This is a genomic window from Amycolatopsis sp. FDAARGOS 1241, from assembly GCF_016889705.1.
GTDB lineage: Bacteria > Actinomycetota > Actinomycetes > Mycobacteriales > Pseudonocardiaceae > Amycolatopsis.
Window position 1 is genome coordinate 1,658,772 of sequence record NZ_CP069526.1, and the last position, 24,935, is coordinate 1,683,706.

Sequence of the window (24,935 nt, forward strand, 5' to 3'; positions counted from 1 at the left end):
AACCGCGGCAATTTTTCAACTTCGCAGCCGGCAGTGGGTGATCAATGGCGGGGGGTGATTCGCATTTGAAAAGCCGACAGGGGTGCGCTTTGGTTCGGTGACGTCAATTCGGAGGCGGTGAGGTTGACTGTGAGTACTTCTCGCTCTCCGGTGATAACCAGAACCGCGCCGTCCGGTGAATATGCGATCTTGGTCCGGGTGTTGACGTTGGCCGCGAGCCACGTCCAGGGCCCGGCGAGCGGGAGCGGCTCGGCGCCGGTGCTCGCGGTGGGAGTCGTCCACAATGCAGCGCTGGGCACGTCCGCGGAAGCCTGTGGCTGCCACAGCAGCAGACGGGCGGCGCCGCCGCGCAGCGCCTGGGCGACCGCGGCCACGGTCAGTGCGGCCGGCGCCGGGCTTTCCTGCGGCCAGGCTTGTCCACTTGGTTGCGTCGGGTAGAACTCCGCCCACCACACAGGAAGCCCGACGTGGGCTCGAAGCCAGCGGCTGACCTCACCGAACATCGCCGTCGCGTCGAACGCGTCGGTGGTGAGGCCGGCGTCTCGGGTGCCACTCGACCCGTCCACGACGAGGAAATCAGCGCCGTGCTTGTGCGCGTTCCAGTAGTCGATCACGTCCAGTGCGCGCTGGTCGACCACGCCCCACGGACCGGACAGAGCCGAGGGCGCCGGGGTTCCCTCGGCCGACCAGGTGTCGAGCACCACGTACGGTCCACCGACCAGGGCGTCCGGACGCACCTTCTTCACAGCGTCGTAGACCGCGTTGTACAGCTCGGTGTACGCCTCGTAGTCCCAGCGGTTCGCATCCTCGTTGTACAGGCCTTTCAGCTCGCTCCACACCTGGAAGTACCGCACCTGCGGGTAGCGCGCCGCCGCTGCGGCGGCGAGTGCTGCGAAATCTTCGTAGTGCGCACGGGTGGGTGCGGTGTTCAGCCGGGACCAGTCGGTGGTGCCGGCTGAACCGCCCTTCATCCAGTCCGGGGCGCCGGCGAGGGTGAGCACAGGCACGCCGCGGGTTTGTCTGATGAGGTTCATCCGCTGGTCCAAGGTGGACCAGTCGAACACGCCTGGTGAAGGTTCGGGGTTGTCGACACCCCAGCCCATCAGGTACTGGTTCTGAAGCATCGGATGGCCGGCGAGGGCGGCGGTCGCCGCCTCCACCTGCGCTGCGGGGTAGTCGTCCGCGCTGTCCTGGGTGTGGGTCACCCCGACGACAGGGTCCGGCGGCGGGCTTGTTGTCCGGGCAGAGGGGGCGCAGCCGGACAGCGTCGCGGCGAGCAGAACCGCGACACCGGTGATCCGGCCGCGGATCATCGGAGGAACCACGGTGCGGTTTGGGCTTCGCCCGTGACCAGGGCGTCGCCCAAGGAGCGTCCTCGAAGCCCCCGTTCGTCGAGGCCGGCCAACACACGCCTGACCAGATCGCCGCGATCGAACGCAGGCCGCGGCCCGTCGTCCGCACCGTCTTCCGGCCCCGCGTGCCCGTCGTGGGCCAACAGTACCGAACCTCGGGAGAGCCCTCGCAACGCCTGCGCGGCGAGGAGTTCGGGCGGCCGGTCGAGCCAGTCCCACGCACAGGGGCCCCAGAGAACGGAGGTGAGTCGCTGTCGGCGCGCGGCGCGCCAGACCGCCGGGGTCTGCGCACCGTAGGGAGGTCGGAACCAGCGGACCGGTGCACCGAGAAGGTCCTCGAGCTGAGCCGTGGCGGAGGCGAGCAGCGTGCGCACGGCGGCGGACGGTAGCCGCGAAAGCCGGCGGTGGTCCATTCCGTGCAGACCGATCTCGTGTCCGTCCGCCAGCACGTCCCGCACGAGCGAGCGATGCCGCCGGGCGCGGTCGACGAGCACGAAGAACGTGGCCGAGGCGCCGTGCTCCGACAGTGCCGAGAGCACGCGGTCGGTTCCTCCAGGTTCAGGTCCGTCGTCGAACGTCAGGACCACGTCCGGTTGCCGCGTGCGGACGGCGATGAGCGAGCCGACCGGACGGGTCAGCGGCCCGGCGAGAGCGAGCGCGCGCCGGCGCGCCGCGGCGAGAGCGCCCCCGGCTTCGGGGATCGCCGGCGTCCGGCTCTGACGCGGACGGTCGCGCCGGTCGCCGTGCGCGATTCGCGGGTCAGGGACGCCAGACATCGGTGATCGGTTTCGTGTCCGCGGCGTGTCCCAGTGCGGGTAGGCCGTACATGGCTTCCAAAGTGCGCAGCAGCCGGTAGTGGTCCACCGGCTCCGGGTAGGTGCCCGGCCGGATCATCGGACCGGTCAGGAGCAGCGGTATCCGGTTGGTGGCCGAAGCGTCTTCGGCCTCGTCGAACGTCACCACGAGCAGGCTGTCGTGCGTGACCACCCAGCTCGCGTATGCGCTCACGTGGGCCCGGAGCCAGGCATCGGCGGTGCGGGTGTCGCAGTCGTGCATGTTGTGGCACATGTTCGGGATCACGAACGACACAGTGGGCAGGCTGCGGTAGTCCGGTCCGAACGCGGTGAACGGCCGGTTCGCCGCGGCCGGGACCGTGGCGTAGTCCACCCAGGGCGCGTGCCAGCGCACGTAGTCGCCGGCCCGGCAACCGGGGTAACCGGGGCTGGGCAGGTCCTCGGCGAACGCGCTGAATCCGTAGCCGGCTTCGATCAGCTGGCTGCCCAGGTTCGGACCGGTGAACGTGTGCGGGCACGAGTCGTCGCTGACCCCCTGCGGATCGCCGGAGAACAAGGCGAGGTAGTTCGGCTGACTCGGGTGGGTGATTGCGGTGGCGTCGGTGAAGTGGGCCCCGGCCGCGGCGAGCTCGTTGAGGTAGGGCGCCTGGCCGCTGCCTGACACCTGCTCGATCCCGTGGTTCTCCAAGACGACCACGACCACGTGGCTGGGCCGGGGTAGGGCCGCGTTCGCCTGGGAGGCGGTACCGGGCACGGTGGCCGCCGTGGCCGGGAGTGGAGCGTCCGGTGTGGAGGGTGCGCACGCGGCGACCGCGCACGTCGCCGCGAGGAACAGGCCCATCGCCACTCGACCGCAGGTCCTCATCCGAGCGCTTCTTCCGGTCGAGGCGGTTGGTTGCGCCACCGCCACAGCACGCCGAGGGCACCGAAGACCACCACGCATTGCACGATCAGGAAACCCACGCCGACCAGGTTCAGCTGCGTCACGGGAACCACGGCGACCACGCCGATCACCCCGAGTGCGCTGCTCGCTTCCAGCGCGGCGACCAGCCGTCCGCGTCCGTGGGCGATGCCCGCCGCGACCACCAGGGTGATGAGGAGCCGCGGCACGCAGCCGAGCATGACCAAACGCAGCAACCACGCGCCCTGGTCGGCGTAGGACTGCCCGAACAGCGACAACAGCGGGTGCGCGAGCGCCACCCCGAGGAGCAGCGCCGGGACGAAAACCATCGCGAGCTTGCGGCAGCCGATTCCGAAGAGCTCGCGGGTGCGGTGGGGTTCGTGCGCGATCCGCACGATGATCGACTGGGAAAAGCTGATCGCAGCGTAGTCCACGGTGTTCCCGGCCATCCACACCAGAAAGAAGACCGCACCGGTCGCCGGTCCGAACCGCCCGATCACCAGTAGCGGCACCAGGTCGGTCAGCACACCGCCGGTCACCTTCGCCGGATAGGTCGGCACGAGCAGCCGTAGCACCTCGCGCCGGTCCGGGAGCACCGGGGTCCGCTGCGTGATGGAGGGCTCGGGTTCGCGGGTGAGCACCCGGTAGAGCACGACCGAGATCACCGCCACTCCGGCGACGGCCGGGACGATCCACGACAGCAGGATGCCGGTGGCGCCGAGCGCGGGGCCCGCCAGTGCCAGGATGCCGACCCGCGCAACGCCGATCGTGGCGTTCTCGTAGGGCACCCACCGGGCCCGGCCCAGCGAAACCAGCACAGCGTCCTGGAACTGGAACAGCGCCCAGGCCACGGCGGCGAACAGGAACGCGACGGTGCTGAGCCGGGGAAGGCTCTCGGTGATCTCGTCGCCGGTGGGCAACAGGAGCACGACAACGGCCGCACCCACGGACCCCGCGAGCACGAGACCGTAGCAGCGAACGATGAGCACGGTGCGGCGGACGCCTGCTCGGGGAACCCAGCGCATCAAGGCCGCGCCCAGTCCCAGGTCACCGAGGCCGGCCACGAGGAGGAAGCCGGAGACGAACGCGGACGCGTGCCCGACCTCGTCCTGGGGCAGCAGGCGGGCGGCCACGACCCACGCCGCGACGCCGACGAACGAGGTGAGCACGGCGCCCACGACCAGCGACGCGCCGTCGCGGACCATGGTCTGCTCGGAGTTGCGGCCGGTTCGACGGCGCGCCCCGGCGCCGGACGCCGGACCGGCGCTCACGGGAGCTCCCGGCGGAGCGCGCGCAGCACCGCGACGAGGTTGCGGCGCAACCAGATCGGGTTGGCGCTGTAGCGCGACGACTTCGCGAGATTGGCCGAGACCATGTGCAGCCACCCCAGCAGCACGAGCGTGCGAACGGGCACCGGATCGCCACCGAGTGTGCTCCGCTTGTGCAGCACGTCTGCGAGCGCGGGCTCGGAGCCGGGCGCGAGCCACGTGGCGATTACGGCACCGAGTTCCCGCCCGGTCGCCGCCACGTCCGTGGCCAGCACGAGGCCGGCCACGTCGACGGCGACGAGCCCGGCGCTGGTCGCCTGCCCCCAGTCGACGATGCCGGTGACCCGGTCGTCGGCGTCGAGGAGCACGTTGTCGGGACTGAAATCGCCGTGGACCCATCCCACGGGCAGCCGCCGGTCCCGCAGGTCGGCGGAGAGTTCGGCGACGAGCCGATCGACCACGGCACCGGCGCGTGGCGGGACTGCCGCTCGCACCAGCGCGGCCGGGTCGGTGACGTGTTGCCGGATCAGACGGTCGTCCACCCGGGTCAGTCCGGCGGTGCGCCGGTGCAGTCCACCGATGGCGCTCAGCGCCGCGGCGGTGAACCGGGCTCGTCCAGAAGGGTCGGTCACGCGGGCGCGAGCGTCTGTGCCGGGCAGCAGTTCTTGGAGGCTGTACGAGGCGCCCAGCGCGTTCCCCACGTCGTACGCGTCCGGGGCCAGGTGCCGCCACCCGTCCAGCCGGGGATTCTCGCGCAAGTGGAGCAATGCGTTCACCTCGTGCAGGAGAGCTTGTCGTCCCTCCTCGGTGTCGGCGACCTTCAGCAACGCGGCGCACTGGTCGCCGGGGCCGACAGTCGCGATCGCGGAGTCCGACCGCCCGTGCAACCGGTGCTGGACACGCCACGAGCGCGAACCGAGCGCGGTGGGCGCGATCCGGCGCAGCAGGGCCCGGCTGCGCACTCCGGCAAGCGGGCCGATGATGGGCCGTGGCGTCCAGTCGGCCCGCAACCACAGGATCACGGACGCGAGGATGGTCTGGCCGGCCAGCAGCGCCAACCCGACGCCCGTGATGTCGAAGATCGGCATCAGGACCAGGGCCAGGCTCAGCACGAGAACCGAGAGGCTCCCGAGCAGAGTCGCCACAACGCCGGTCCGCCGGAGCGCTCGGGCCTGGCTCACCGCGGCGGCGACGACGACGTTGGGCAACGCCGAAACCGCCATCAGCGGCAGCACCCAGCGACCGGCGTCGGCATAGCCGGGGCCCAGCAGGTGCAGCACCCAGGGTGCGGCCAGGACGAGCGCGGCGACGGCCGGCAGGAGCAGGAGCAGCGATCGCCGTTCGACGCCCGCCCGGGCGGCTGTCGCACGCTCAGGGTCGTGCGCCGTGTGCGCTACCAGCGACTGTCCCATCGCCGCGGGGACCAGGTAGAGCGCGTAGGCGATCGCCCAGGCCGTGGCGAAAGTTGCTGTGGGCACGGCACCGAGCACGCCGAGCACCAGAACCGGCAGCAGCTGGGTGCAGGCGATCCAGCACGTCGCACCGAGGAAGTCCCCGATCAGATATCCGGCAAGCGCCCGGAATGAAATCTCTTCGTCGGTGGTTGCCGAGGCCTCGTGCGCGGGTAATGCGTGCAGGAACAGGTATCCGGTGGTCGCGAGTACCGCGACCGCAGTGGCGGCCATCCACGCCACTGTGATCCCGCCGCTGGGCAAGGCCGCCGCGAGAGCGGCAAGCAATCCGAGCTTCACCACGGAGAACACCAGGTTCTCGACGGGGACCACCCGCGCCCGGCCGACAGCGGTCAGTACTCCGTCCTGCATCACGAAGATCGCCCAGACCGCGCAGGCACCCGCGCAGCCCGCGACCGAGTAAGGGCTGTCCAGGAGGCCGGCCAGGCCCGGCGACCACCAGCGGACGCCGAGCGCGAACACCAGGCCGGCCAGCCCCGCCAGCCCACCGCCCACGACATACGCAACTGCCACCAGCCGGCGGGCCCGTGCGCCGGCCACCAGGACGAATCGGATGAGCACGTTCATCAGGTTCAGCTGCGCCACGCCGGCCAGAAACATGATTGCGTAGACCAGCGCGGAATTGCGGCCGACTACGGCCTGGTCGTAATTGCGCGCGGCGACGATCCAGAACACCATGCCGATCGCCGAGGTCAGCGCTGAACTCAGGACCAGCGCGTAGCCGTGGCCGTACAAGGAACGCGGGGGAGACACCCCGTGCGCCGTAATCGCTTGCTCCGGCTGGCCGTGCACCGCGCTCGTCATCCGGTGCTCACCGCCCTCGACAGGCACCGGGCCACGGCTACGGGCAGTCCCCGCGCGCCCGCGTTGGACGCATCGAGCAGCGTCAGCAACGTTCGGGTGCGCGCTGCGTGAACCGGCGGCCGACATGTCTCGCAGGCGCCGGGGCGGTGGCCGATCAGCAGCTTCGCCGCCTGCTCGACCCCTGCGGCATAGTGCCGGCGCAGCACCTGCACGGTGGACGAGCGCACCCGCTCATCCGCGTTGCCAGGCGCGTAGGCGACGGTTGCGGCCTCCAACATCGGCAGGTCCGCCGCAGTGTCCCCGACCGCCCACGACACCGCGTCGACCCCGAGCGAGGCGGCGAGAAGGGCCAGCCCCGTACCCTTGCCCACCGCAGTGGCGACGAAATCGGTCTGGCCGTCGCCCACGATCACGCGCAAGTGCGAGGCGGCGTCCCCCACCTGAGCCAGCAAGCTCTTGGTGACCCTGGCGGGCAGGGCCCGGCGAACTCCGTCGGAGCCACGCCGGTAGGCACGGACGATGCGCTGGTAGTCCGCGTCCACGACCACGTCGGTCCGGGTGGTCAGGGCGGCCCGGACACGGTCGAGCGCCTTCGCCGCGTCTGCTGGGACGAGATCGTGTGCCGTGCCGTCGTGGAACACGACGGATCCGTACTCGGCCACCCCACCGGCCAGTCCGTAGGACCTGCACCGCTCGCGGACCTCGTCCAGACAGCGGCCGGTGACCAGGACGGGCCGGAAGCCGTGGGCGAGCAACGCGCGCAGGGTGAGTGCAGCGGTCGGGGTGGCCATGGGGAACCCGAGTGCCTCTGATTCGAGCACCCCGTCCACGTCGAGCGCGCACACCGCGCCACCCGGCGCGGCGTGCACTCCGGTGAGCAGCACCTCGCGCAGGTAGCGCTGGACGGCTCGCGCGCCGGCGCGGTGGGCGGGGTGGCCCTGGCGTTCCCGGTCCCACAGGTGCACGAGTTCGTAGAGGAGGAATCGTTCGGGGTCGCAGGGCATCTCCCGGCGGAGGGACTCCGCGAACGCGGGGCTCGCGCTGCCCGGATCGATTCCGGCCAGGTCGTACGCGGGGTCGTAGCAGGCCAGATCGGTGTTGGCGAAGTCGCGGACATCAGCGTCTACTTTGTACAGACCGGCGGCGCCGCGGAACCAGTGGTCGAGGCCGGTCGCGCCGTCGACCACGGAGGGCTCGGCCACCTTGCACAGACGGCGGATCAGGGGGTCGAGCAGCACCGGCCGCAGCACCACACCGGCGCGGCCGTAGTTGCGCTGCAGCACCCGGCTCGCCGCCTCCCACACCGGTTGGCGGCCGGCCAGGCCGGCGGCGTGATCGGCTCCGGCCGGCATCGCTGCCGCCCGGTCGCGGACGTAGCCGGCGAGCTGTTGCGCGTCGGCGGTGTCGGCGTTCGCGAGCTTCTGCTCGCTCGGCAACCAGTCACGGAACACAATCCCGTCGACGAAACCGTAGGTGCGGGGTAGGTACTGCGACACCGCGTGCGCGACGGCGAGCGCGTGCCTCCCGAAGAACCCGAGGCCGGCCCCGGCGGCCACGATGCGCCGGGATTCGCCATCAGGTAATCCGACGTCGAACACGGCACGGGCGTGCTCGCGACCGCGGGACACCCCGATGTGCGGCACTCGACTGACCGACCGAACCGGCTGGTCCAGAAGTGCGGACAGCGACCGCACCACGGCCTCCGTCTCGAGCCGCTCATGGATCGCCCACTCGCGATAGGGCAACGTCACCGAGTCGTAGCCGGCCAAAGTCGCCGGTGGTGCGTCGCCGAAAAGCGGCAGTAGCAACGTGACAGCGCTTTCGGGCACGCCGGCGCGGCGGACCGTGGACGCGACGTCAGCAACCGACTGCCCCGTCTCGGGCGGGTCGTCGACGACGGCGATCCTGCCTCCGCGCCGAGCAGCCGACCGCAGGAGCGCCCGCACTGGTGGCCGCAGCCGGTAGCCGGGCCGTACCGACTCGGCGTGTACCTCTCCGTAACCGACGTCGCGCAAGGCGGCGGCGACCAGCGGGGCGAGGTAGCTACCCGAAGTGCGCACTCCCAGGACAACGATGGGCCGCCCACGGTCCGGACACCGCGGCCGCAGCCGCGTCGCGAGCGCGACCATGTCGGCCGGCTCCTGATCGAAACTCCGGAAGCACGACGGGAGCCGGAGAAGCGCACCGGCGAGGCCGCGGTCGAGCGAGGTGAGCGAGGCGCGCAGGCGGACAGCGGCAGTGGTCCACTCCTCCAACGCGGCCTGCGGTGCGTCGGTGACCACCTGCAGCGCGGCCGCGTCACGCAATGTCGCCGCGGCGTCTCGCCAGCGGACAGCCCGGCGCTCGCCTGCCCGCGACGTTCTCACCATTTCGCCGGCAGCGGCGAACCCCCGGAGGAGGTCGGCAACGATCGCAGCCGTGTCCTGGTCGCGAAGGTACGCGGCGGCGCGGCTCAGAGCGTAAGTGTCCCGTTGGAGGTGGTCTTCCACGATCTGCACCGCGGCGGCGGCGAGGAGGTAGGTGTCGAGGACGTCTTGTGCAGCCACGCGATCGATCAGCCGGTGCGCGATTTCGGTCAAGTCGGAAAGCAGATCGGGCACGACGAGCAGATCGCCGTCGAAGGCCTGTTTTCCGCCGCGCGCTTGCCTCATCGAAGAGCCCTCCAGCATGGTGTTCCGCTTGTAGGCACGGGTTCGCCGCGTGTATTTGCCGGGCATCACCTCATCTTCGGGAATTCGCTGACCCGGTTGCCGCTGTTACAGGGGACGACTCGATCGGGACTGCCTGCAGCGGCGGAAAATTCAACGATCTTGTGTAACCGTTGCGACGAATCGGACGAACTAGAGTTACGTCACCTCTGGGCAACCGCGGTCGGTAAGGAGCGAAGCGGGGCCGCGTCATGGAAGGGAAAGGTGTGAAAAATATGTCGGGTGGGCAAGTGGTCGTACCGGTTGCCGACAGTCTGGTGAAAATGATCAGTCCCGCTCCCCGTGCCGAGTGGGTGGCGATCATGGACAGTGATCCGTATGCGTTGGAAAGTCAATCTCCGCAATGGGCCGATGCGATGTGTGAAGCCCACGGACTGCGAGATGTGAGCCGGCTGTACCAGACGGCCAGTGGACGGACGCTGGTGCTGCCGATGCTCCGGCGTCCCTCGGCGGCCGGATTCCTCACGGCGGAACAGTCCAATCCGCCTGCCTGCGGGCTCGGTGGGCTCCTCGCTCCCGGCGGCGTGCAGGCCGGCGAGGTCAACGCCGTGCTCGAGGACCTGGCGAAGCGGCGCGTCGTGGTCCAATCCGTGTCGCCGGGCCCGCTCGAGGTCGACGCGTGGCGCGACGCGCACCACCCGCGAGCTCTCGTTCATCCTCACCACGTCCACTTGCTCGACTTGCGGGGCGGGTGGGACGAGGTCTGGGCGCAGCGTTTCACCAAGACCTCCCGGCGCGGTGTCCGGATGGCAGAGCGCAAGGGCGTCACGGTGGAACGCGGCACCGGGGGCGAACTTCTTCCGGAGTTCTACGGGCTGATGGAACGAGCGGTCTTGCGGTGGGCGCGCCGGCAGCACGAGCCGGAGTGGCTCGCGAGGCGGCGATTGCACCGGCGGGATCCACGCGAGAAGTTCGACGCGATCGCACGTCACCTGGGCAACCGCTTCCAGGTGTGGGTGGCGCACGTCAACGGCAGGGCCGCTGCGGCCTGCCTGGTGGCACGAGGCGCCAACGCGCACGACTTCCGTGGGGCCATGGACGAAGAACTGAAGCACTACCGGGCCACCGACCTGATCCAGGCGCGGGCGATCCAGGACGCGTGCTACGCAGGGTGCCGCTACTACTACCTCGGCGAATCCGGCACGGGGACACTCGGCCAGTTCAAGGAACGCTTCGGCGCCCGACGGATCGTTACCCCCGAATTCCGCTTCGAACGGCTTCCGATCACGCCCGTCGAACGGGGAATCAAAACGGCGGTGAAAAAGATCATCGGGTTCCAGGACTGATCGGCGTCGCGTATCCCTACCGGCGGCGCGTGTCATCCGGAGGCCTCAGGGCAGCCTCCGCCATCACCGGTACTCACCCCCGCTGAGCGGTACTCCGCCGACCACACCGACACCACGGCCGCCCGCCACGGCACCCGTCCTCACCACCTCGCCGGAGCTTGGCCGCGACCACACCGCGCCACCGGGATCCCGTGACCGCGACGACCTGCTCGGGCTGCTCGACGCGGCGGGGGAAGGTCGGTGGTCGCCGCATACTGGTCGGGTGAGCGCTGGGCCGATCCCGTTGTTCTCGGTGCACCGGGTGGACCCGCCGGGGTTCGCCGCGGCGCAGCACCGCATGTTCGAACCTGCGGATCGACACGTCGGAGACGGTGCCCGGGGTGATCTGGCGTGTCTGGATCAATGGCCTGACGTTGCCCGCGCCGGCCTGCCGGCAGGGCTGGTCCGGCCTCGGGGCGGCGGGGGAGCTGCAGGCGAGCACGCAGGAGGTCACCTGCCGTAAGTGCCGGCGAATCGTCGGTGCCGACGTCGCCCGCCAGGCGCAGGCTGCATTGTTCGAACTGGACTGAGCCGGGCAGCACGGATGCCGTTGATCGGTCACGGCCGGCCCAGGGCTCCCGCGGTGCCCGCGCTCACCACGTAGGGAGACCTGTGGCGCCGTCTCGTCGCCGCCAAGCTCGTGGCATGCGCGGGCGTGGTCGTTGTGCCAGTCGATGCCGGCGTGGATCTGTTCCACGGCCAACCCGGTCATCTCGACGAGGGCGTCGTCGTCGATGCGGCGGGTGGTGTTCGCGAGCACCGCGCGCAGCACCTTGCCGGCCCATAGCTCGGCGTCGACGAAGGGGCGCTTGCGGTACTGCCGGACCAGCTGCTGCAGGTGCTCGTGGGTGCAGCCGCTGATCATCCCCACGCTGTCGAAGTTGGCGTCGTGAGCGTGGATGGCCGAGGAGCCGGTGGTGCAAAATCTGCCGTTCGCGGCGACGCTTCGGCCGCGAGGCCTGGCGTTAGGTTGAGGTTCGTGCGGGATCCATTCCGTAAGGAGTCGGCGCGGCTCGGCTTGGCACTGGAGGAGATGTGCCTGTTCGCGGCGCAGGCGATGCGGGACGCCTCGACGGCGCTGCTGACCGTGGACCGCGCGCTGGCCGAGCGGGTCATCGCCGGTGACGTCGAGCTGGATATGCGGCGCGCGCGGTGTGAGGCGCACGCGCAGAAGCTGCTGGCGTCGAGGGCTTCGGTGACCATGCCGCCGCCGTTCGTGCTCGCGGTCGGGTACTGCGCAGACACGTTCGAGCGGATGGGTGATCTGGCTGTCCGCATCGCCGAGATCGCCTGGTTCTGCCATCCGCGGTCTGCTGTCCCCGCGGTGCTGATGGACAGGTTTGGGCGGATGGGGGAGCTCACCGCCACCATGGCCGAGCGGCTCACCGCACTGTTGGCAGAGCCGGTCGAGGGGATGTACGCCGAGCTGGATGGTGCCGACACCGTCGTGGACGCTCTGCACGGCGAGGTTCTCGACCTGGTCGCGACCTCGGCCGGGGCGGGGAGCCTGGCCGAGGCGTTCAACGCCGTCGTGTTGTCGCGGTTCTACGAGCGTTTCGGCGATCAGGTCGTCTCGGTGGCCGGACGTGTTGAGTTCACCGTCACCGGCATCCTGCCTGGCTGAGCGGCCGTCCCGCGTGCCGGCCCGGGCACGGCCTGTTCAGGCTGGGGATGATGCGGTGCCACCCGGGGCAGCGGGCCCCGAGGAGAGGAAGTCGCCGAGGAAGGTACGGGCGACCTCGCGCAGCGTGGTGTTGGTGTCCTGCGACAGCTTCACCAGCAGGGCGACCGCCTCGTCGGGGCCGCACTGGCGCTGCCACATCAGCACGCCGGTGGCCTGCCCGATCAGTTCACGGGTCCGCAGCGCTTCCCACCGCTCGAGCGCGGGTGCGTCGGCACGTTCGGTGATCTCGGCGTCATCCGCCATGGTCCGCCTCCGCAGGGGCGCGACGCGGGGCGGGCGCGGATCGGGAGGGCTTGCGATCCTGGGACTCCACCACGGACATGACCATTCTCGCCTTCGATTCGCAGCTGAAGCAGAAGAGCCTACTCCGGAGGTAGTGCAACTGCATCAGACTGCGCACCGGGCACGGGTGCGGGAAAATGCCGGGCACGCTGGCCTCCGACCCGAATCCCGACCCGGGCCTCACCTGCGCGGTCAGTCCGACCGCGGAGGTTGAGCTCGCGCATGTCGGCACGTCCGCGGTTCTCGCCGCGTCCGGCGAGTTCGATGCGTTGACCACCCGCGCCTACAGCACGCGCTGCAGCGGGCCCTCGCCGAAGTGCCGCCTGTGCTGGTGCTGGATCTGAGCGAGACCACGTTCTTCTCCACGTCCGCGTTCGCCGTTCTGGTCGATGCCCGGCTGAACGCCTGGCGGGCGACCCGCCTGCGGCTGGTCGCCCAGGCTTCGGTCCGGCGCATGCTGCGGATGCTCGGCCTCGAGCCGCAGTTCAGCGTCTTCGACAGAGCCCAGGACGCCTCGCCGCCGCGCAGTAGCGTCCGCCCGGCGGCCGGGGCCACGCGTCGCATACTCCCGTTCGTGCGCGGGTATGCGAGGCGCGTTCGAGACGACCAGCGGCGACGATCCATGGAGCGGCCACGAGATGCCCTCGCCCAGTGACGTGGCTGACGACGCGGATCCCGCCCTACGTCTGCAGCACCCCGCGAGCACCGAGAACGCCACCGCACTGCGCACCCCGCTCGTCCGCTGGGCCGCGGCCCGGCGCTGCCCCTTGAACTCACCGGCGATCTCGAACTCGCCGTCTACGAAGCCGTGATCAATGCCGTCGATCATGCCTACCGCAACGGCGCCCGCGGGCACGGTTGAGCTCCGCGTCCGCCACGAGGAGCACACCCTCAGTTTGACCCTCACCGACCACGGCCGGTGGCGGCCCCACCCGCGCCCGATCCGCTCCACGGCCGTGGCCTGCCCCTGATCCGCATGCTCGCCGACCACGCCGACATCACAGCCCCACGCCACGGCACCGTCGTCACCATGTCCTGGCAGCTCGGCCGAAACTAGTCCTCAGCGCTCGGCCCTGGCCGCCCCTGATCCGGCATCTCCGCGAGGCGTTCGGCCTCGTCGATCGGCGCCAGCGGGAACCGCACCGCGGCCGGGTCGGGACGCCCCCGCGCCGGTGGCTCGTACTCGGGCAGTGGGCGAAGCGTCCAGCACTCAGTCATGATCATGGCGGTCGCACAACCTTCAGCCGGCGGTCGGGCGTTCGTGTGGGTTGTGGACAACTCGCCTGGTCGGTCGCCGTCGGGGTGATCGCCGTGGCCGCGGGTGCTCATGTCCGGCGCCGTGGCGCCACGGACTGTCGGTGCGGCGCGTGCCGTTGACGAGGCGGCTGAGGTCACGCCTGGCGCGATGCGACCGCCTCGTCAGTCGCCCGTGGTGTGCCCGTCCGCGGGCCCCTGCCGACGGGGGCTGCGCACCAGGAGGGTGAGGCTTGCAGCCAGGGAGCTGTCGCTGCTCGTCAGAGGTTTCCTTCCGGGCGGCGTATCCCGGTTGAATGTCTTCGTGAGGTTCGGAAAGGCAGCGGCCTTGGCCTTCTGCGTGGTGGTGGGGACATCCGGGTGTGCGGGCGGGATGGCACCCACGTCGCCGACGCCGCAGACGGTCACGCCGAGCGCGAGTGTCAGCTATCTGCAGTGCGGTACGGATATCAAGGTGCCGAACCCGGGCTCGCCGGCTTACGGGGGCCCAGGGCCGCACCTCGTCGTTGCGGGGGAGGGCGACGGCGCCTATCGCTCGGGTTTGGTGCCCTCAAGCTTCACCACTGGTTCGCTGCCCATCGCCTGGGGAGCCCGGGAAGACGGCACCGACCGCCCGGACAGGGCCCAGCTCATCGTGTGCCTGACCGGGCTGCGCAGGCGCGGGACGACGTCGATCGGCACCTGCGAGTGGACGATCGCGCGCGGCGACGTCTACCCCGTGACCTACACGTTCGAGGTGTACGAACTCAAAACCGCGCACAAGCTCGCGGACTTCGACGTTGAGAGCGACCTGCCGGCGGAGCAGTCATGTCCGGCCCACGTGACGGCGCACATCGGACAGCACGGTCCGGACGTCGCACAGGACTTCGACGACGACACCTTGGTCCCGCACCTCACCCCTCTCGTCACCCCTGACCTGCCCTGAAATAACAGCGGTCGACCAGCTCTCCGGCATCTCCGTGCTCCACTTGATCACTCCGACCGCGCACGAAGCGTCCAAAACCGGAGATCAACCGCGCACCGTGCGCCGACGCCGAATCCGATCGCCGCCGGGCCGTCGAGCTCGACGGCCCGGCCTCACGACCGATCGCACGCCACCGACTGCTCCGGACTTCCTCGTCCACCTGTGGCGAGTACCTCGCGGAGAATGCGAACCGCCCGTGGTCCGACTCCGTGCATCGCCAGCAGCTCGGCGTCGGTCAGGTCGGCAACCTGGGCGAGCGTGGTGACGCCGGCGCCGGCGAGGGCCCGGGTGGCGGGAGCGCCTATGGCCTTGGGCAGATCGCCGACCGCACCGGCAGCCGCGACGTCTCCAGCGGCCACTTGCGCTGCCAGCTGTTTCGGCGCCCGAAAGAGCCAGGCGCGACGCACCCAGTGGTTGAGTTGCTGGCCGTTGATGTCCCCGATCGGGACACGGACACCAATCGACGTCGCGCCGCGGGCCAGCGGCTGCGCCGTAGGATGCCCGGCGAGGACTTGGTGCATGTCCGGCGCGGAGAGTCGCAGCTCGACCAGCTTGTCCTCGCGCAGCGCGGCGAACTGCGCATCGCGCACCAGGAATGCGACGAATCCTGAGCCGTCGACGTGCTCGGCGGTATCGGGATAGGACAGGGCGGCCTTGCGCAGCTGGGCGAGGGTCGTCATGAACCCAGCCTGGCACATCGGCTGGCATGAAACGCGCCGCTCGCAGGCGCTGACGTCATGCCTGCCTGGCCGCGACAGCAGCAGAACCTGGATCAACAGCGGGGTGGCCCGATCGCCAACGGCGGTCCGGGCGGGCAGGAGCCGCGCTGGGGCAGCGTGGGTGCCGGGGTAGCGGCCGGTGAAGTCGTTGTTGTTGCGGGTGGTCAGTGCTGTGGTGCCGTCGACGGCGATCCGCATGATCGCGCAGTAGCCGTCCCACGTGAACTCGTAGGCGTAGCGCGGGTCGTCGCGCAGTCTCCCGCCGTCCGGTGTGGACCGGCCACCAGGGGCTCTTCTTCGCCGTCGCGGCCTCCGCGCCACGCCCGCCGAGCGCATGTTCTCGCCCGGCGACACAGTGGCCGCAGCCCAGTCCCGCCACGTTGCGCTACTCGTTCGTCACGTGTGGCACTGGGTCGAAACCCGATCGGTGAGCACGGCTGAACCCATTACCCGGCGCCGACAGCTCGTTCCGATTTCTCGGTGCCCTGAGCGGCCCAGGGGCCGGCGCGGCGTTGTCTCACTGTGGGTCGGGCTGGCCGCACTGGCCGTGTGGGTGGGCAGCTGGCGCATCGTGTGGCTGGAGATCTTCCGCTGGCACCATATGACGAAGACGTTCCGGTTCCGGCTGCCCGACGTGCCGCCGGGAGTCGGTGTCGAGCCCCGGCCCGGCCTGCCGGTCCGGGGTCTGCGCGTCATCGCGATCGTGGCGCCCGTGGTGTGCCTCACGGCGTTCGCGCTCGTTGTTCGTCGACGCCGCTGAGCCGGCCGGCACGGCAACGCTCCCCCCGCCGCGGAACTCCAGGGGGTTGTTCACCTCCGGGCGCGAACTGCTGGAGGTAGGTGAACGAGGCCCTTGCGAAGCCGCTTCGGAGATTCGGTCAGTTATGCCGGGGTTCCGCTCATGTGGGCCGCCAGGGTTGCTCGGTCGAGCCGTGGAGGTACCGGGCTGAGTTGTCCGCTGCGGTGTCCGTCGAGGACGTCGGTGACGAACTGTGCGACCGCGGTGGGCGGTGGTGCGATCTGGCCGCGGAGGTGGCAGATCACGGGCGGTTGATCGTTCCCGCGGGGTTCGATCGCGACGTACCAGCCGAGTCGTTCGTCCCCGATGAGCATCAGGTCACGCTGCGGGCGGTCGGCGGTGCGGGCGGTGAGCCCGAGGTAGGCCGTGGCGGTGTCGGTGACTTCGTGCGTCACCGCGTGCAGGGGGACGCCGATCTGCTCGGCCACGGCGCGGGTGTAGGCCGCGAGCGCGCTCTCCAGACTCGGCATTGCGGTGTAGGCCGGCGATTGAAGGTCCAAAATCGACAGCAGGAGCTCCTCGTCCCGCGGGTCGTGGGCCATGCGGGCGACCGTGCGCGCTGCGCGGGCGCGGTGTCGCTGGTGCTCGCGCAGGTGACGGGTACGGCAGGACGTGAGTCGCGCTGCCGGTCCTTGGCCTGGCTGGGCGGGTGTTGACGTCATGGTCTGCACCTCGAAGCCCAGAGGGTCGGATGTGACGGGGATGCGGGTGGGCGGGCGGGTGCCGCCGGGCGTCCACGTCGACGTGGACGCCCGGCCTGCATGGTGGTGGTCAGAGGACCGACACCGCCGTGGCCTGCGGGCCGCGGTTGCCTTGGCCTACGTCGAACTGCACTCGGGCGTTCTCGTCGAGGCTGCGAAAACCGCCGCCGGTGATTTCCGAGTAGTGGACGAACAGGTCGCTGCCACCGTCGTCGGGGGAGATGAATCCGAATCCCTTTTCGGAGTTAAACCACTTCACAGTGCCCTGGGACATACAAGTATTCCTTGTCGCGTCGAACATGCGGCGCAACCTCGGACGAGGCGGCCGGGCTGCGAGCGTGAAACCAAGGACGCCCGAGAGGCACCGAGACGACGCTCGCCAAAAACCTCTGCGGGCGTCAGGAAACAACGAGCACAAAAATCTTCAACCGCACGCAGTGGAGCACACCCGCAGGCGTGCCGTCAAGCAGGGTCGGGTCTTGCCCCCCGTGCTGGTAGTTGCCTGCTGCAGCGCGTAGGGTCGAAACCAGCAGGCTCGCGCCGTACTTCCGACCCTGGTCGTGCGGGATCCTTGATGACGCTGTCCGACCTGCAATCAAGCCCGTGACCGACTTCGGCGTGCCGGCACACACTCGGCCCTGCTGTTCGGCGCTCGTTCTTCTTCGCCGACCGTGTTCATCTGCGGGCTCATCACTGAGGAGTTCTTTGTTGCGCACACCCTTACGTTCCCGCAGTGTCCGGACCCCGGTCTCGCCGGTGCTGTTCAGCGACCCCGACTCGCACTCCGCCGGACGCCGGCTTTCCGGCGCCGACCAGCGCCGCACCCGAGGTATTCGATTTTCCGCCTCCACAGCCGGAGCGCCTGCGATGCGGCGCACGGCCGGCGCGGCCACAGAGCTCGCCACCGTGATGAACGCCGTCGCGCCTAGTTCAGGCACCAGTCTCACAAAGTTGGCGGATCCGCCACAGATCCGCCAATGACCAAGGCCCGGCCTGCACCATGGGCAAACCGGGCCTCTTCGCAGTAGCGGGGACAGGATTTGAACCTGCGACCTCTGGGTTATGAGCCCAGCGAGCTACCGAGCTGCTCCACCCCGCGTCGTGTGCCGAAAGGCTACACGGCGGGTGTTTTGGCGGCGGACCCAGCCGTCCAGGTCGGCCGCGGTCTCCTGATCCGGTTACCTCCGCGCGGAAGGTCCGGACCATGGCGCGGCAGCGTAGGCGTTCAGCAAACGGTCGCCGACCACCGCGCCGCCAACGACTGATCACTGCTGGTCAGGCATATTCGCCCGATTTTCGACGGGTACTACGGGGACCGCTGGTCAGGGGGCTCTTCCGTTGGATCTTCCGCGAGATCTCCGAGAACTCCCTCTTGACGGCTAGCCGGGGGTGGGAGCACCTCGCCACTCCACTGTGGAATATCCGGGGGCGGGCGGCGTGGCCAGTGATTGCCGGTGCGGTGGTGTCCCCGGGCTCCACCCACTGCCCTCCCGGCCCGCCGAGCCTTCGACCCCGGGTCGCGCCACTCGCCGAGAGGCGACCCCGCCCCAGCCTCAAACCACCCCGCCCCAGCCTCAAACCACCCCGCCCCAGCCTCAAACCACCCCGCCCCGCTGCGCCCCGCCCCACGGCAGCGCGGGGCGGGCTTCTGTGCTACCTGCTCCTGCCGCCGGACTCCCGCTGCCGCGCGGCAGGCCCCGTCATGCGCGACGAGGCCGCCGCCTCGGTCGGCACCTCGCGCAAGCTCGCCGCGTTCCACCTGGACAAACTCGTGGTCGCCGGCCTGCTGCGCGCGCGGTACGAAGCCGTCGGCGGAACCCGCAAAGTCGGCCGCACGCCGGGCGGAGGAGGGGCTGGGATTACCCCTTCCGCTGGCGGGGGCGTTGTGGGCAGGCTTGCCCATGGATGCCGCCGGGTGACTGCCCTGATGGCATGTCGGCGAGTTCGGCCTGCAGGGCCAAGCGGGTCAGGTCGGCGCGGCGGCGGCAGCCGGTCTTGTCTCGGATCCGGTCCAGGTGGGTGCGGACGGTGCTCACGCTGATTGACAACTCGGAAGCGATCTGCGCATCGGTGCGGCCCCGGGCGACGAGGGCGACCAGTTCCCGCTCGCGGGCGGACAGGGCCGCGAGCCCGGCCGGGAGGGCCTGCGGCGCCGCGGGAGCGATGAGTGTCAGGGCGTACTCAGCCGCGTCGACCAGGCTCATCGCAGCGCCACGGTCTTCCGCGGCCTGGGCCCGGCTGGGCCCGAGTTTCTGCCGGGCAGCGCGCAGCGGCTCGACCCAGTAGGGCCCGAAGTTGAGCGCGTAGCCGGCTTGTCCAGGGCCTAGGAGCGCGATGTGCGCGGCCCACATCGTGAGGGCCTCAGCCGGCCGGCCCGTCGCAGCGCACAGGTACCCGCAGCAGCCCAGGTACTCGTGCAGAGTGGACCAGATGCCCGCGCGCTGGCAGCCTTGGAGCCCTTCACGCAGGTGTGCTGCGGCGTCCCCGATTCGGCCCGCGTGCAGGTCGACGGTCACCATGTAAGGCAGTAGCTTCCACTGGTTGGTCACGTCGCCGGCGTCGCGGGCGCGGGCCAGCATGGCGGCGCAGACCTCGCCAGCGGCGGCCGAGTCCCCCGCCCTGATCAGGATGTTCGTCAGTACGTAACCGACCCACCGGACGTGCATGCCGGGGACGCCGTCGGTGATCTGTGTGGCCTGCCGGGCGAACTGCACGGCGGTCTCCAGGTCACCGACCCTGCTGGTAGCAGCGGCGAGGACACCTAGCGCGTATAGCTCCGCGGCCCGGTCACCGGCCTCCCGGGCCACCAGGAGCGCGCGGCGGGCCTCGTCGGTTGCCTCGGCGGCCCGATCCAGGTTCACCAACGCAATGGCCCGCATCGTCAGTCCGTCGGCCAGTGCTCCGCACGGCCCCCGAGCGGCCGCCGCCTCGGCCAGTGCCGTGGACTGCTCCAGTGCCGCGGTGTGCTCGCGGTGTTGCGTGGCCGCCCGGCTGAGCCACAGCTGGGCGGCGCACCAGTCGTCGCTGCCCGTCTCGGTGCGCGCGGTGATCTCGCCCAGCAGCCCGTACTGGGACGCGAGCCGGCCTCGTAGGCGCCACCACCAGCCAAGCACCGTGGCCAGCCGCGCCGCGGCAGCCGGGTCGTGTTCGAGTGCCCAGGTCAGCGCCCAGCGCATCATGGCATCCTCGGCATCCAGCCACCGCGCAGCCGCCACCTCCCGCGGCGAGTTGGTGAGAAGCCCCGACTCAGCCTGCCTGGCCACCTCAATGGCATACCCAGCCAGGGCGCCCGCGGCGTCCTGCCCCTCTCCCGCTTCGGCGAGCATCCTGGCACCGTAGGCCCGCAGCGTCTCCAGCATCTGATATCGAGCCCGCCCATCGGCCCCGGCGCGCGGCGGGCTCAGCAGCGAACAGTCCACCAGGTACAGCACCGACGGGCCGCTGTCCGCGCCGGCCACCGCCGCTGCGGCCTCCAATGTAAACGGTCCCGGGAACGTCGACAGGCGTCGGAACACCCGCCGCTGCTCCTCATCCAGCAGCCGGTAGCTCCACTCCACCGTCGCCGCCAGCGACCGGTGCCGTCCCGCTGCCAGCCGGTCCGCCCCGGCCAGCAGCTCAAACCGGTCGTCCGGGAATCCCACCACCTCATCCAGGTAGCCCAGTAGTTGCCGGACCCCCAAGGCCTCCACGCGCGCCGCCGCCAGCTCAATCGCCAAAGGCATCCCGTCCAGCCGTCTCACCAGCCGCCCCACCTCCGGCCCAGTCACCTCGTCCAAGACGAATCGCGCGTCAGCGCGCTGGGCCCGGTCGGCGAACAATGCCACCGCCTCGGACTCGGTGTCGTCGCCTGGCAGCGACAGCGGTCCCAGCCTGTACCGGGCCTCACCGGGCACCGCCAGTGGCTCACGGCTGGTCGCCAGCACCCGCACGTCGTCACACGCCGCCAGCAGTCCCGCGCACAGCTGCGCCGCTGCACTGATCACGTGCTCGCAGTTATCGATCACCAGCAGCACCTGCTGCCGCGCAAGCACCTTCGCCAGCATCAGTTCCGCCGGCACCCCGGGCTGCTCCTGGATACCCAGCGACGCCGTCACCGCCGCCGCCACCTGCCCCGGATCCGCCACCGGCGCCAGCTCTACCAACCAGGCGCCGTCCGCGAACCGGCTCGCTGCCCGCTCCGCCACCTGCCCGGCCAGCCGAGTCTTACCCGACCCGCCCGGTCCGGTCACCGTCACCAGCCGGTGTTCCTCCAGCAGCCCCACGACCTCGCCCACCACGGCGTCCCGCCCGATGAAATTCGTCAGTACAGCCGGGAAACCATGCACTCCACCCCGCTCGGCGAGCACAGACTCACTCACGCCCGCACAACCTCCGTAAATAGGCGAAGCTGTGGGTAACCTTACCCACAGCGCCCGCCTAGTAGAGATGAGCCTCTCGTGGGGACGTCCCATGAAATGATCAGCCAGTTTCGCCGGTGTGACCTGATCAACGCCGCTCTTTCGTGTCGTGGGGCGATGACGGCATGGGCGCCTCGACGCGACTTGTCGTGAGGAAGTGGGATCCAGCTGCGCTGTGACGACGGCACGAGGATGGGGGCGACGTGACGGGCGGTGCGGGCAACGACCACCGCCAGGCCGAGCCACCGACGGTCGGCCATCGGGTGACCTACCTATTGGAGGAACGGTCGTCAGGGGCGCGGCAGCTGTGCCGGCAGGGCGTGGTGGCCGGACTACCAGCCCTCGACCCCGACACCAACCTCGCGTGGGTACCGGTGCAGCGCGACGGACGGGCACGTGACGCCGAGCCGGAGTGGGTCCGGTCCGAAATGATCATCTTGTGGTGCCCGCCACATGACCACGCACCACACCGGCTGCGACGCGACGGCAACTCCAAGGTCTACGGTGCTGAGCTCTTCCGGCTCCCGCCGTCCGACTTCGGCACGATTGAGCACGCCTGCGGTCTTTCCCCGGCCTGGCCGATCTCGCGGGCAGGAAACGGGACCCGACATGTCGAGGATTGAAGACTACGCACTCATCGGTGACCTGCACACTGGCGCGCTGGTGTCCACCTCGGGATCGGTCGACTGGCTGTGCCTGCCCCGATTCGATTTCCCGGCGACGTTCGCGGCCCTGCTGCACGATGAGTCGGCTGGATACTGGCGAATGGCACTGGTTGGCGCCGGAGAATGTACAACGCGCCGCTACGCCGAAGGCACTCATGTGCTCGAAACCGGCTGGCTCACCGACACCGGCACGGCCTGGGTGCTCGACTTCATGCCGCCTCGGCAAGCGAATCCACACCTCGTGCGGATCGTCGTCGGGATGGGCGGAGACGTGAAGCTGCGGTCCGTGATGCGTCCGCCGTTTCGACTACGGCGCGGTCGTGCCTTGGCTGAGGCGCGCCCCAGGCCGGGTCGACGCCATCGCGGGGCCCGACTGCGTGCGCCTCACCAGCGCGGTCGAGTTCGACAGCCAGGGCTGGACCAGTTCGGTCGGGTTCAGGGTGCAACACCGGTCGTAGGCTCGAGGATACCGGCCACGTCGAGGAGTAACTATCCATCGGCCTGAGCTTGCCCAAAGGGGATGCCTGTCCCGATCCGGACAGCACTTCCGCGAGGGCGGCGGCCTGACCGATCTCGACAGCCTTGCTCCCCGCCGGCAGGACTCCTGAGTTCCTCGCTGTAATATCCCTCAGCTGCTGGACGGCTGGGGACTGCAAAGAATTTGTCGTCGGCGGTCCGACGGGTCTGCTTCGGACGGTCGCGGGCCGAGACCGATCGGTGGGCGTTGTTCGAGTCCGCCTATGAGATCACGGGTTTCTATTGCATGCCAGGCAAAGAAAGTGCGCGCGAGAAAGGCGGTGTCGAGGGTGAGGGCGGCCGGTTCCGGTTGCGCTGGTTCGTCCCGGTCCCGAAGATCGCCGACGTCGCCGGTTTGGCCGGTGCCTGTGACGTATTCGGCGCGTTCGGCACCGAGTTCACCGGGCCCTGCTCGTCGTCCGCGCCGACGGCCGCGTCCCGAGCACGCCGAGGTGAAGACCCATCGCGGCCGCGCGATCAGGTCGCCTTCGACCCAATCCAGCAGGATCGATGGCGGGCACCCTGGCCGTGACTGATCGACCAGGCCCTCCAGCCGGTCGGCGATGAACCAGCGCCGCCAGCGGGCTTGCTTTCGAGGTACCGGTGGGTGTCAGCGAGCGCAGACTTCGGCTCCGGCCGAATTCGTACCCACATCCTGACGGTCACGGCAGGCAGGCCATCGTCGCGGCCGACTCGCCGGCTCTCGGCCTTGCCATCCATCCGCGGCAAGCTCTGGCCCGAGAGGCGACCACTCGACAGGTGATTCATCGGCACCGCGTCGAGCCGAGGAGTTCGGCGCTGCGGCGCAGCTGGCCGATCATCGCCAAGGTGGCCGGTGTCAACGATCGCTCTGCGGGCAGAGCCAGGCCGACCGTGTGGCTGATGCGCCCCGGGTCTGGTGCAGGTCTCGTTGTCTGTCACCGAGCCCGGGCAGGCTCTAAGGGTTGATCGTAGCGTGACGCTTGGTGGCCGGCTTCGGTCTGGGCTGGAGTGCGCTGGCCGAGCTCGCCGTGGACACGGCGATGGTTGTACCAGTCGACGTATTCGGCGACGGCGATCTCGACATCACGAACTGATTGCCAACCGCGGCCACGGACAGCAGGGTTATGGATCAATTCTCCCTTGAACAGCGAATTGAATGCCTCGGCCATCGCGTTATCGTAGGAATCTCCGCGCGAACCGACCGAGGCGACCACTTCTGCTTCCGCCAAGCGCTCGGTATAGCGAATGGCTCGGTATTGAACTCCGCGGTCGGAATGATGGACGAGGCCGGTCACGTCCTGTTCGGCTCGTTTTCTGGCCCAGATCCCCATCTCCAGTGCGTCGAGGGCGAGATTCGTGTGCAACGAGGTCGACGCCTGCCACCCCACGACCATTCTTGAGAACACATCGATGACGAACGCGGCGTACACCCACCCCGAAAACGTCCGGATATAGGTGATGTCCGCTACCCAGAGCTGGTTCGGCTGGTCGGCAGTGAAGCGCCGGTCGACCAGGTCCGCCGGCGAAGGCGAGGCAGCAGCGATGGTGGTCCTGGGCCGCCTGCCTCGCCGTAGACCCTGCAGGCCCTTCTGGCGCATCAGCCGCTCGACCGTGCAGCGAGCCACGCGGATTCCCTCACGGTTGAGTTGCGCGTGCACTTTCCGTGCTCCATAGACGCCGTAATTCTCGCGGAACACGCGCTCGATCTCGGTGAGCAGTTCCGCGTCTCGCACGGCGCGTTTCGACGGTGTGCGCTTCTTGGCTGCCCAATACGTTCTCGGGGCGATCCGCACACCCGCGTCGTTCAAGACTGCGCAGATCGACTCGACCCCGAGCTTCTTCCCCTCGACAACTCGCTCGCGGTGGTCGTCGATATAGCCGACAACCACCGCGAGCGGAACCTCCCGCCGAGGCGTGGAATCGTCAGGAGCTACTTGATTTTGCGGTCGAGCTCCGCGGCGGCGAAAAACGCCGAGGCCGTCTTCAGGATCTCATTCGCCCGCCGCAACTCACGCACCTCGCGCTCCAGCTCAGCGATCCGTGCGGCATCATCGCTGGTGCGACCGGGCGCCGTGCCGGCGTCGATCTCGGCGCGCTTGACCCACGTCCGCAACGCCTCCGGGTGCACGTCCAACTGACCCGCGACCCGGCGGATCGCCGCCATCCGCTGGCCCTCGGCCGCGATCGCGTCCAACGCCATCCGCGTCGCCCGCTCACGCAGCTCGTCGCTGTACTTCTTCGGTGCCGGCATGCTCTGCATCCTCCCTGAGATCAGAGCCTGCACAGAACTCGGGGCGCATCAGGCCAACGCTCTCGAGCTCGATCGGAAGTGTCGCAGGTCTCCCTCG

Annotated in this window: 23 protein-coding genes, 1 tRNA gene and 2 pseudogenes; 12 read left to right on the plus strand and 14 right to left on the minus strand. The window is 69.7% G+C overall.

Translation table 11 applies throughout. The features are described from left to right. Positions 1–41 precede the first annotated feature (41 nt). The 6 genes from I6J71_RS08155 to I6J71_RS08180 are packed head-to-tail and all read right to left on the minus strand — an operon-like array spanning position 42 to position 9,242. A complete protein-coding gene (locus I6J71_RS08155; protein WP_204094169.1) occupies positions 42–1,313 on the minus strand; it encodes a hypothetical protein in 1,272 nt (423 codons plus the stop codon). After that, a complete protein-coding gene (locus I6J71_RS08160; protein WP_204094170.1) occupies positions 1,310–2,128 on the minus strand; it encodes a polysaccharide deacetylase family protein in 819 nt (272 codons plus the stop codon). The genes I6J71_RS08155 and I6J71_RS08160 overlap by 4 nt, the downstream gene beginning before the upstream one ends. Beyond that, positions 2,112–3,011 (minus strand): alkaline phosphatase family protein, encoded by a 900-nt coding sequence (locus I6J71_RS08165; RefSeq protein ID WP_204094171.1) that lies wholly within the window; start codon positions 3,009–3,011, stop codon positions 2,112–2,114. The genes I6J71_RS08160 and I6J71_RS08165 overlap by 17 nt, the downstream gene beginning before the upstream one ends. After that, positions 3,008–4,318 (minus strand): lipopolysaccharide biosynthesis protein, encoded by a 1,311-nt coding sequence (locus I6J71_RS08170; RefSeq protein WP_204094172.1) that lies wholly within the window; start codon positions 4,316–4,318, stop codon positions 3,008–3,010. The genes I6J71_RS08165 and I6J71_RS08170 overlap by 4 nt, the downstream gene beginning before the upstream one ends. Beyond that, positions 4,315–6,591, minus strand: a complete 2,277-nt coding sequence (locus I6J71_RS08175) for an aminoglycoside phosphotransferase family protein (protein ID WP_204094173.1) — start codon at positions 6,589–6,591, stop codon at positions 4,315–4,317. The genes I6J71_RS08170 and I6J71_RS08175 overlap by 4 nt, the downstream gene beginning before the upstream one ends. Next, entirely contained in the window at positions 6,588–9,242 is a 2,655-nt protein-coding gene (locus I6J71_RS08180) for an HAD hydrolase family protein (protein WP_204094174.1), read from the minus strand. The genes I6J71_RS08175 and I6J71_RS08180 overlap by 4 nt, the downstream gene beginning before the upstream one ends. A 248-nt stretch (positions 9,243–9,490) precedes the next feature. On the opposite strand from I6J71_RS08180, the gene I6J71_RS08185 reads away from it, so the two are divergent. The 3 genes from I6J71_RS08185 to I6J71_RS08195 all read left to right on the plus strand — a co-directional run bounded on the left by I6J71_RS08185 (position 9,491) and on the right by I6J71_RS08195 (position 12,248). Further along, positions 9,491–10,585 carry a GNAT family N-acetyltransferase gene (locus I6J71_RS08185; protein WP_204094175.1) on the plus strand — a complete coding sequence of 365 codons (1,095 nt, stop codon included), beginning with the start codon at positions 9,491–9,493 and terminating at the stop codon, positions 10,583–10,585. 380 nt (positions 10,586–10,965) lie between these two features. Then, a complete protein-coding gene (locus tag I6J71_RS08190; protein WP_204094176.1) occupies positions 10,966–11,154 on the plus strand; it encodes a hypothetical protein in 189 nt (62 codons plus the stop codon). Between the two features lie 503 nt (positions 11,155–11,657). Next, entirely contained in the window at positions 11,658–12,248 is a 591-nt protein-coding gene (locus tag I6J71_RS08195) for a PhoU domain-containing protein (RefSeq protein ID WP_204094177.1), read from the plus strand. Positions 12,249–12,284: 36 nt separating this feature from the next. On the opposite strand, the gene I6J71_RS08200 is transcribed toward I6J71_RS08195, so the two are convergent. Then, positions 12,285–12,551 (minus strand): ANTAR domain-containing protein, encoded by a 267-nt coding sequence (locus I6J71_RS08200; protein WP_204094178.1) that lies wholly within the window; start codon positions 12,549–12,551, stop codon positions 12,285–12,287. A 176-nt stretch (positions 12,552–12,727) separates the two neighbouring features. Here I6J71_RS08200 and I6J71_RS08205 point away from each other — a divergent pair, with 176 nt between their 5' ends. The 3 genes and pseudogenes from I6J71_RS08205 to I6J71_RS50405 all read left to right on the plus strand — a co-directional run bounded on the left by I6J71_RS08205 (position 12,728) and on the right by I6J71_RS50405 (position 13,647). Continuing rightward, the gene (locus I6J71_RS08205; protein WP_204094179.1) at positions 12,728–12,934 is read left to right on the plus strand and encodes a hypothetical protein; all 207 of its coding nucleotides are present in this window, start codon (positions 12,728–12,730) and stop codon (positions 12,932–12,934) included. Further along, entirely contained in the window at positions 12,916–13,245 is a 330-nt protein-coding gene (locus tag I6J71_RS08210) for an STAS domain-containing protein (RefSeq protein WP_239154525.1), read from the plus strand. The genes I6J71_RS08205 and I6J71_RS08210 overlap by 19 nt, the downstream gene beginning before the upstream one ends. A gap of 153 nt (positions 13,246–13,398) precedes the next feature. After that, a pseudogene (locus I6J71_RS50405) lies at positions 13,399–13,647 on the plus strand (ATP-binding protein). On the opposite strand, the gene I6J71_RS08220 reads toward I6J71_RS50405, so the two are convergent. Beyond that, complete coding sequence (locus I6J71_RS08220) at positions 13,644–13,814, minus strand: hypothetical protein (RefSeq protein WP_204094181.1); 171 nt, start codon at positions 13,812–13,814, stop codon at positions 13,644–13,646. The pseudogene I6J71_RS50405 and the gene I6J71_RS08220 overlap by 4 nt on opposite strands. A gap of 403 nt (positions 13,815–14,217) precedes the next feature. On the opposite strand from I6J71_RS08220, the gene I6J71_RS08225 reads away from it, so the two are divergent. Next, on the plus strand, positions 14,218–14,769 hold the full coding sequence (locus tag I6J71_RS08225) for a hypothetical protein (RefSeq protein ID WP_204094182.1): 552 nt from the start codon (positions 14,218–14,220) through the stop codon (positions 14,767–14,769). Positions 14,770–14,921: 152 nt separating this feature from the next. Here I6J71_RS08225 and I6J71_RS08230 read toward each other — a convergent pair whose 3' ends face one another. Further along, positions 14,922–15,725, minus strand: a complete 804-nt coding sequence (locus I6J71_RS08230; RefSeq protein WP_239154528.1) for a hypothetical protein — start codon at positions 15,723–15,725, stop codon at positions 14,922–14,924. Between the two features lie 403 nt (positions 15,726–16,128). Here I6J71_RS08230 and I6J71_RS08240 point away from each other — a divergent pair, with 403 nt between their 5' ends. Further along, positions 16,129–16,287 carry a hypothetical protein gene (locus tag I6J71_RS08240; RefSeq protein ID WP_204094183.1) on the plus strand — a complete coding sequence of 53 codons (159 nt, stop codon included), beginning with the start codon at positions 16,129–16,131 and terminating at the stop codon, positions 16,285–16,287. Between the two features lie 122 nt (positions 16,288–16,409). Here the strand turns inward: I6J71_RS08240 and I6J71_RS08245 are convergent, their stop codons facing one another. The 3 genes from I6J71_RS08245 to I6J71_RS08255 form a co-directional block, all read right to left on the minus strand. Further along, positions 16,410–16,868, minus strand: coding sequence for a DUF6292 family protein (locus tag I6J71_RS08245; RefSeq protein WP_204094184.1), 459 nt, complete (start codon positions 16,866–16,868; stop codon positions 16,410–16,412). Between the two features lie 229 nt (positions 16,869–17,097). Then, positions 17,098–17,301, minus strand: coding sequence for a cold-shock protein (locus tag I6J71_RS08250; protein WP_204089353.1), 204 nt, complete (start codon positions 17,299–17,301; stop codon positions 17,098–17,100). Between the two features lie 751 nt (positions 17,302–18,052). After that, positions 18,053–18,126, minus strand: a tRNA-Met gene (locus tag I6J71_RS08255). Positions 18,127–18,675: 549 nt separating this feature from the next. Between I6J71_RS08255 and I6J71_RS47810 the strand changes: the two are divergent. After that, positions 18,676–18,867: pseudogene (locus tag I6J71_RS47810) on the plus strand (hypothetical protein); the annotation flags it as partial. A gap of 19 nt (positions 18,868–18,886) precedes the next feature. Here the strand turns inward: I6J71_RS47810 and I6J71_RS08260 are convergent. After that, positions 18,887–21,385 (minus strand): LuxR C-terminal-related transcriptional regulator, encoded by a 2,499-nt coding sequence (locus tag I6J71_RS08260; RefSeq protein WP_204094185.1) that lies wholly within the window; start codon positions 21,383–21,385, stop codon positions 18,887–18,889. Positions 21,386–21,627: 242 nt separating this feature from the next. Between I6J71_RS08260 and I6J71_RS08265 the strand changes: the two genes are divergently transcribed. The 3 genes from I6J71_RS08265 (at position 21,628) to I6J71_RS08270 (ending at position 23,137) form a co-directional block, all read left to right on the plus strand. Then, positions 21,628–22,047 (plus strand): hypothetical protein, encoded by a 420-nt coding sequence (locus I6J71_RS08265; RefSeq protein WP_204094186.1) that lies wholly within the window; start codon positions 21,628–21,630, stop codon positions 22,045–22,047. Next, positions 22,034–22,594 (plus strand): trehalase-like domain-containing protein, encoded by a 561-nt coding sequence (locus tag I6J71_RS50410; RefSeq protein WP_370542096.1) that lies wholly within the window; start codon positions 22,034–22,036, stop codon positions 22,592–22,594. Before I6J71_RS08265 ends, I6J71_RS50410 begins: the two co-directional genes overlap by 14 nt. Positions 22,595–22,813: 219 nt before the next feature. After that, positions 22,814–23,137 carry a hypothetical protein gene (locus I6J71_RS08270; protein ID WP_204094187.1) on the plus strand — a complete coding sequence of 108 codons (324 nt, stop codon included), beginning with the start codon at positions 22,814–22,816 and terminating at the stop codon, positions 23,135–23,137. Between the two features lie 385 nt (positions 23,138–23,522). On the opposite strand, the gene I6J71_RS08275 is transcribed toward I6J71_RS08270, so the two are convergent. Next, positions 23,523–24,838, minus strand: a protein-coding gene (locus I6J71_RS08275; protein ID WP_370542097.1) for an IS3 family transposase whose coding sequence is annotated in 2 segments (ribosomal slippage) — positions 23,523–24,548 and positions 24,551–24,838 — 1,314 coding nt in all. Because the reading frame shifts where the segments join, the coding sequence is not laid out codon by codon here. Positions 24,839–24,935 lie beyond the last annotated feature (97 nt).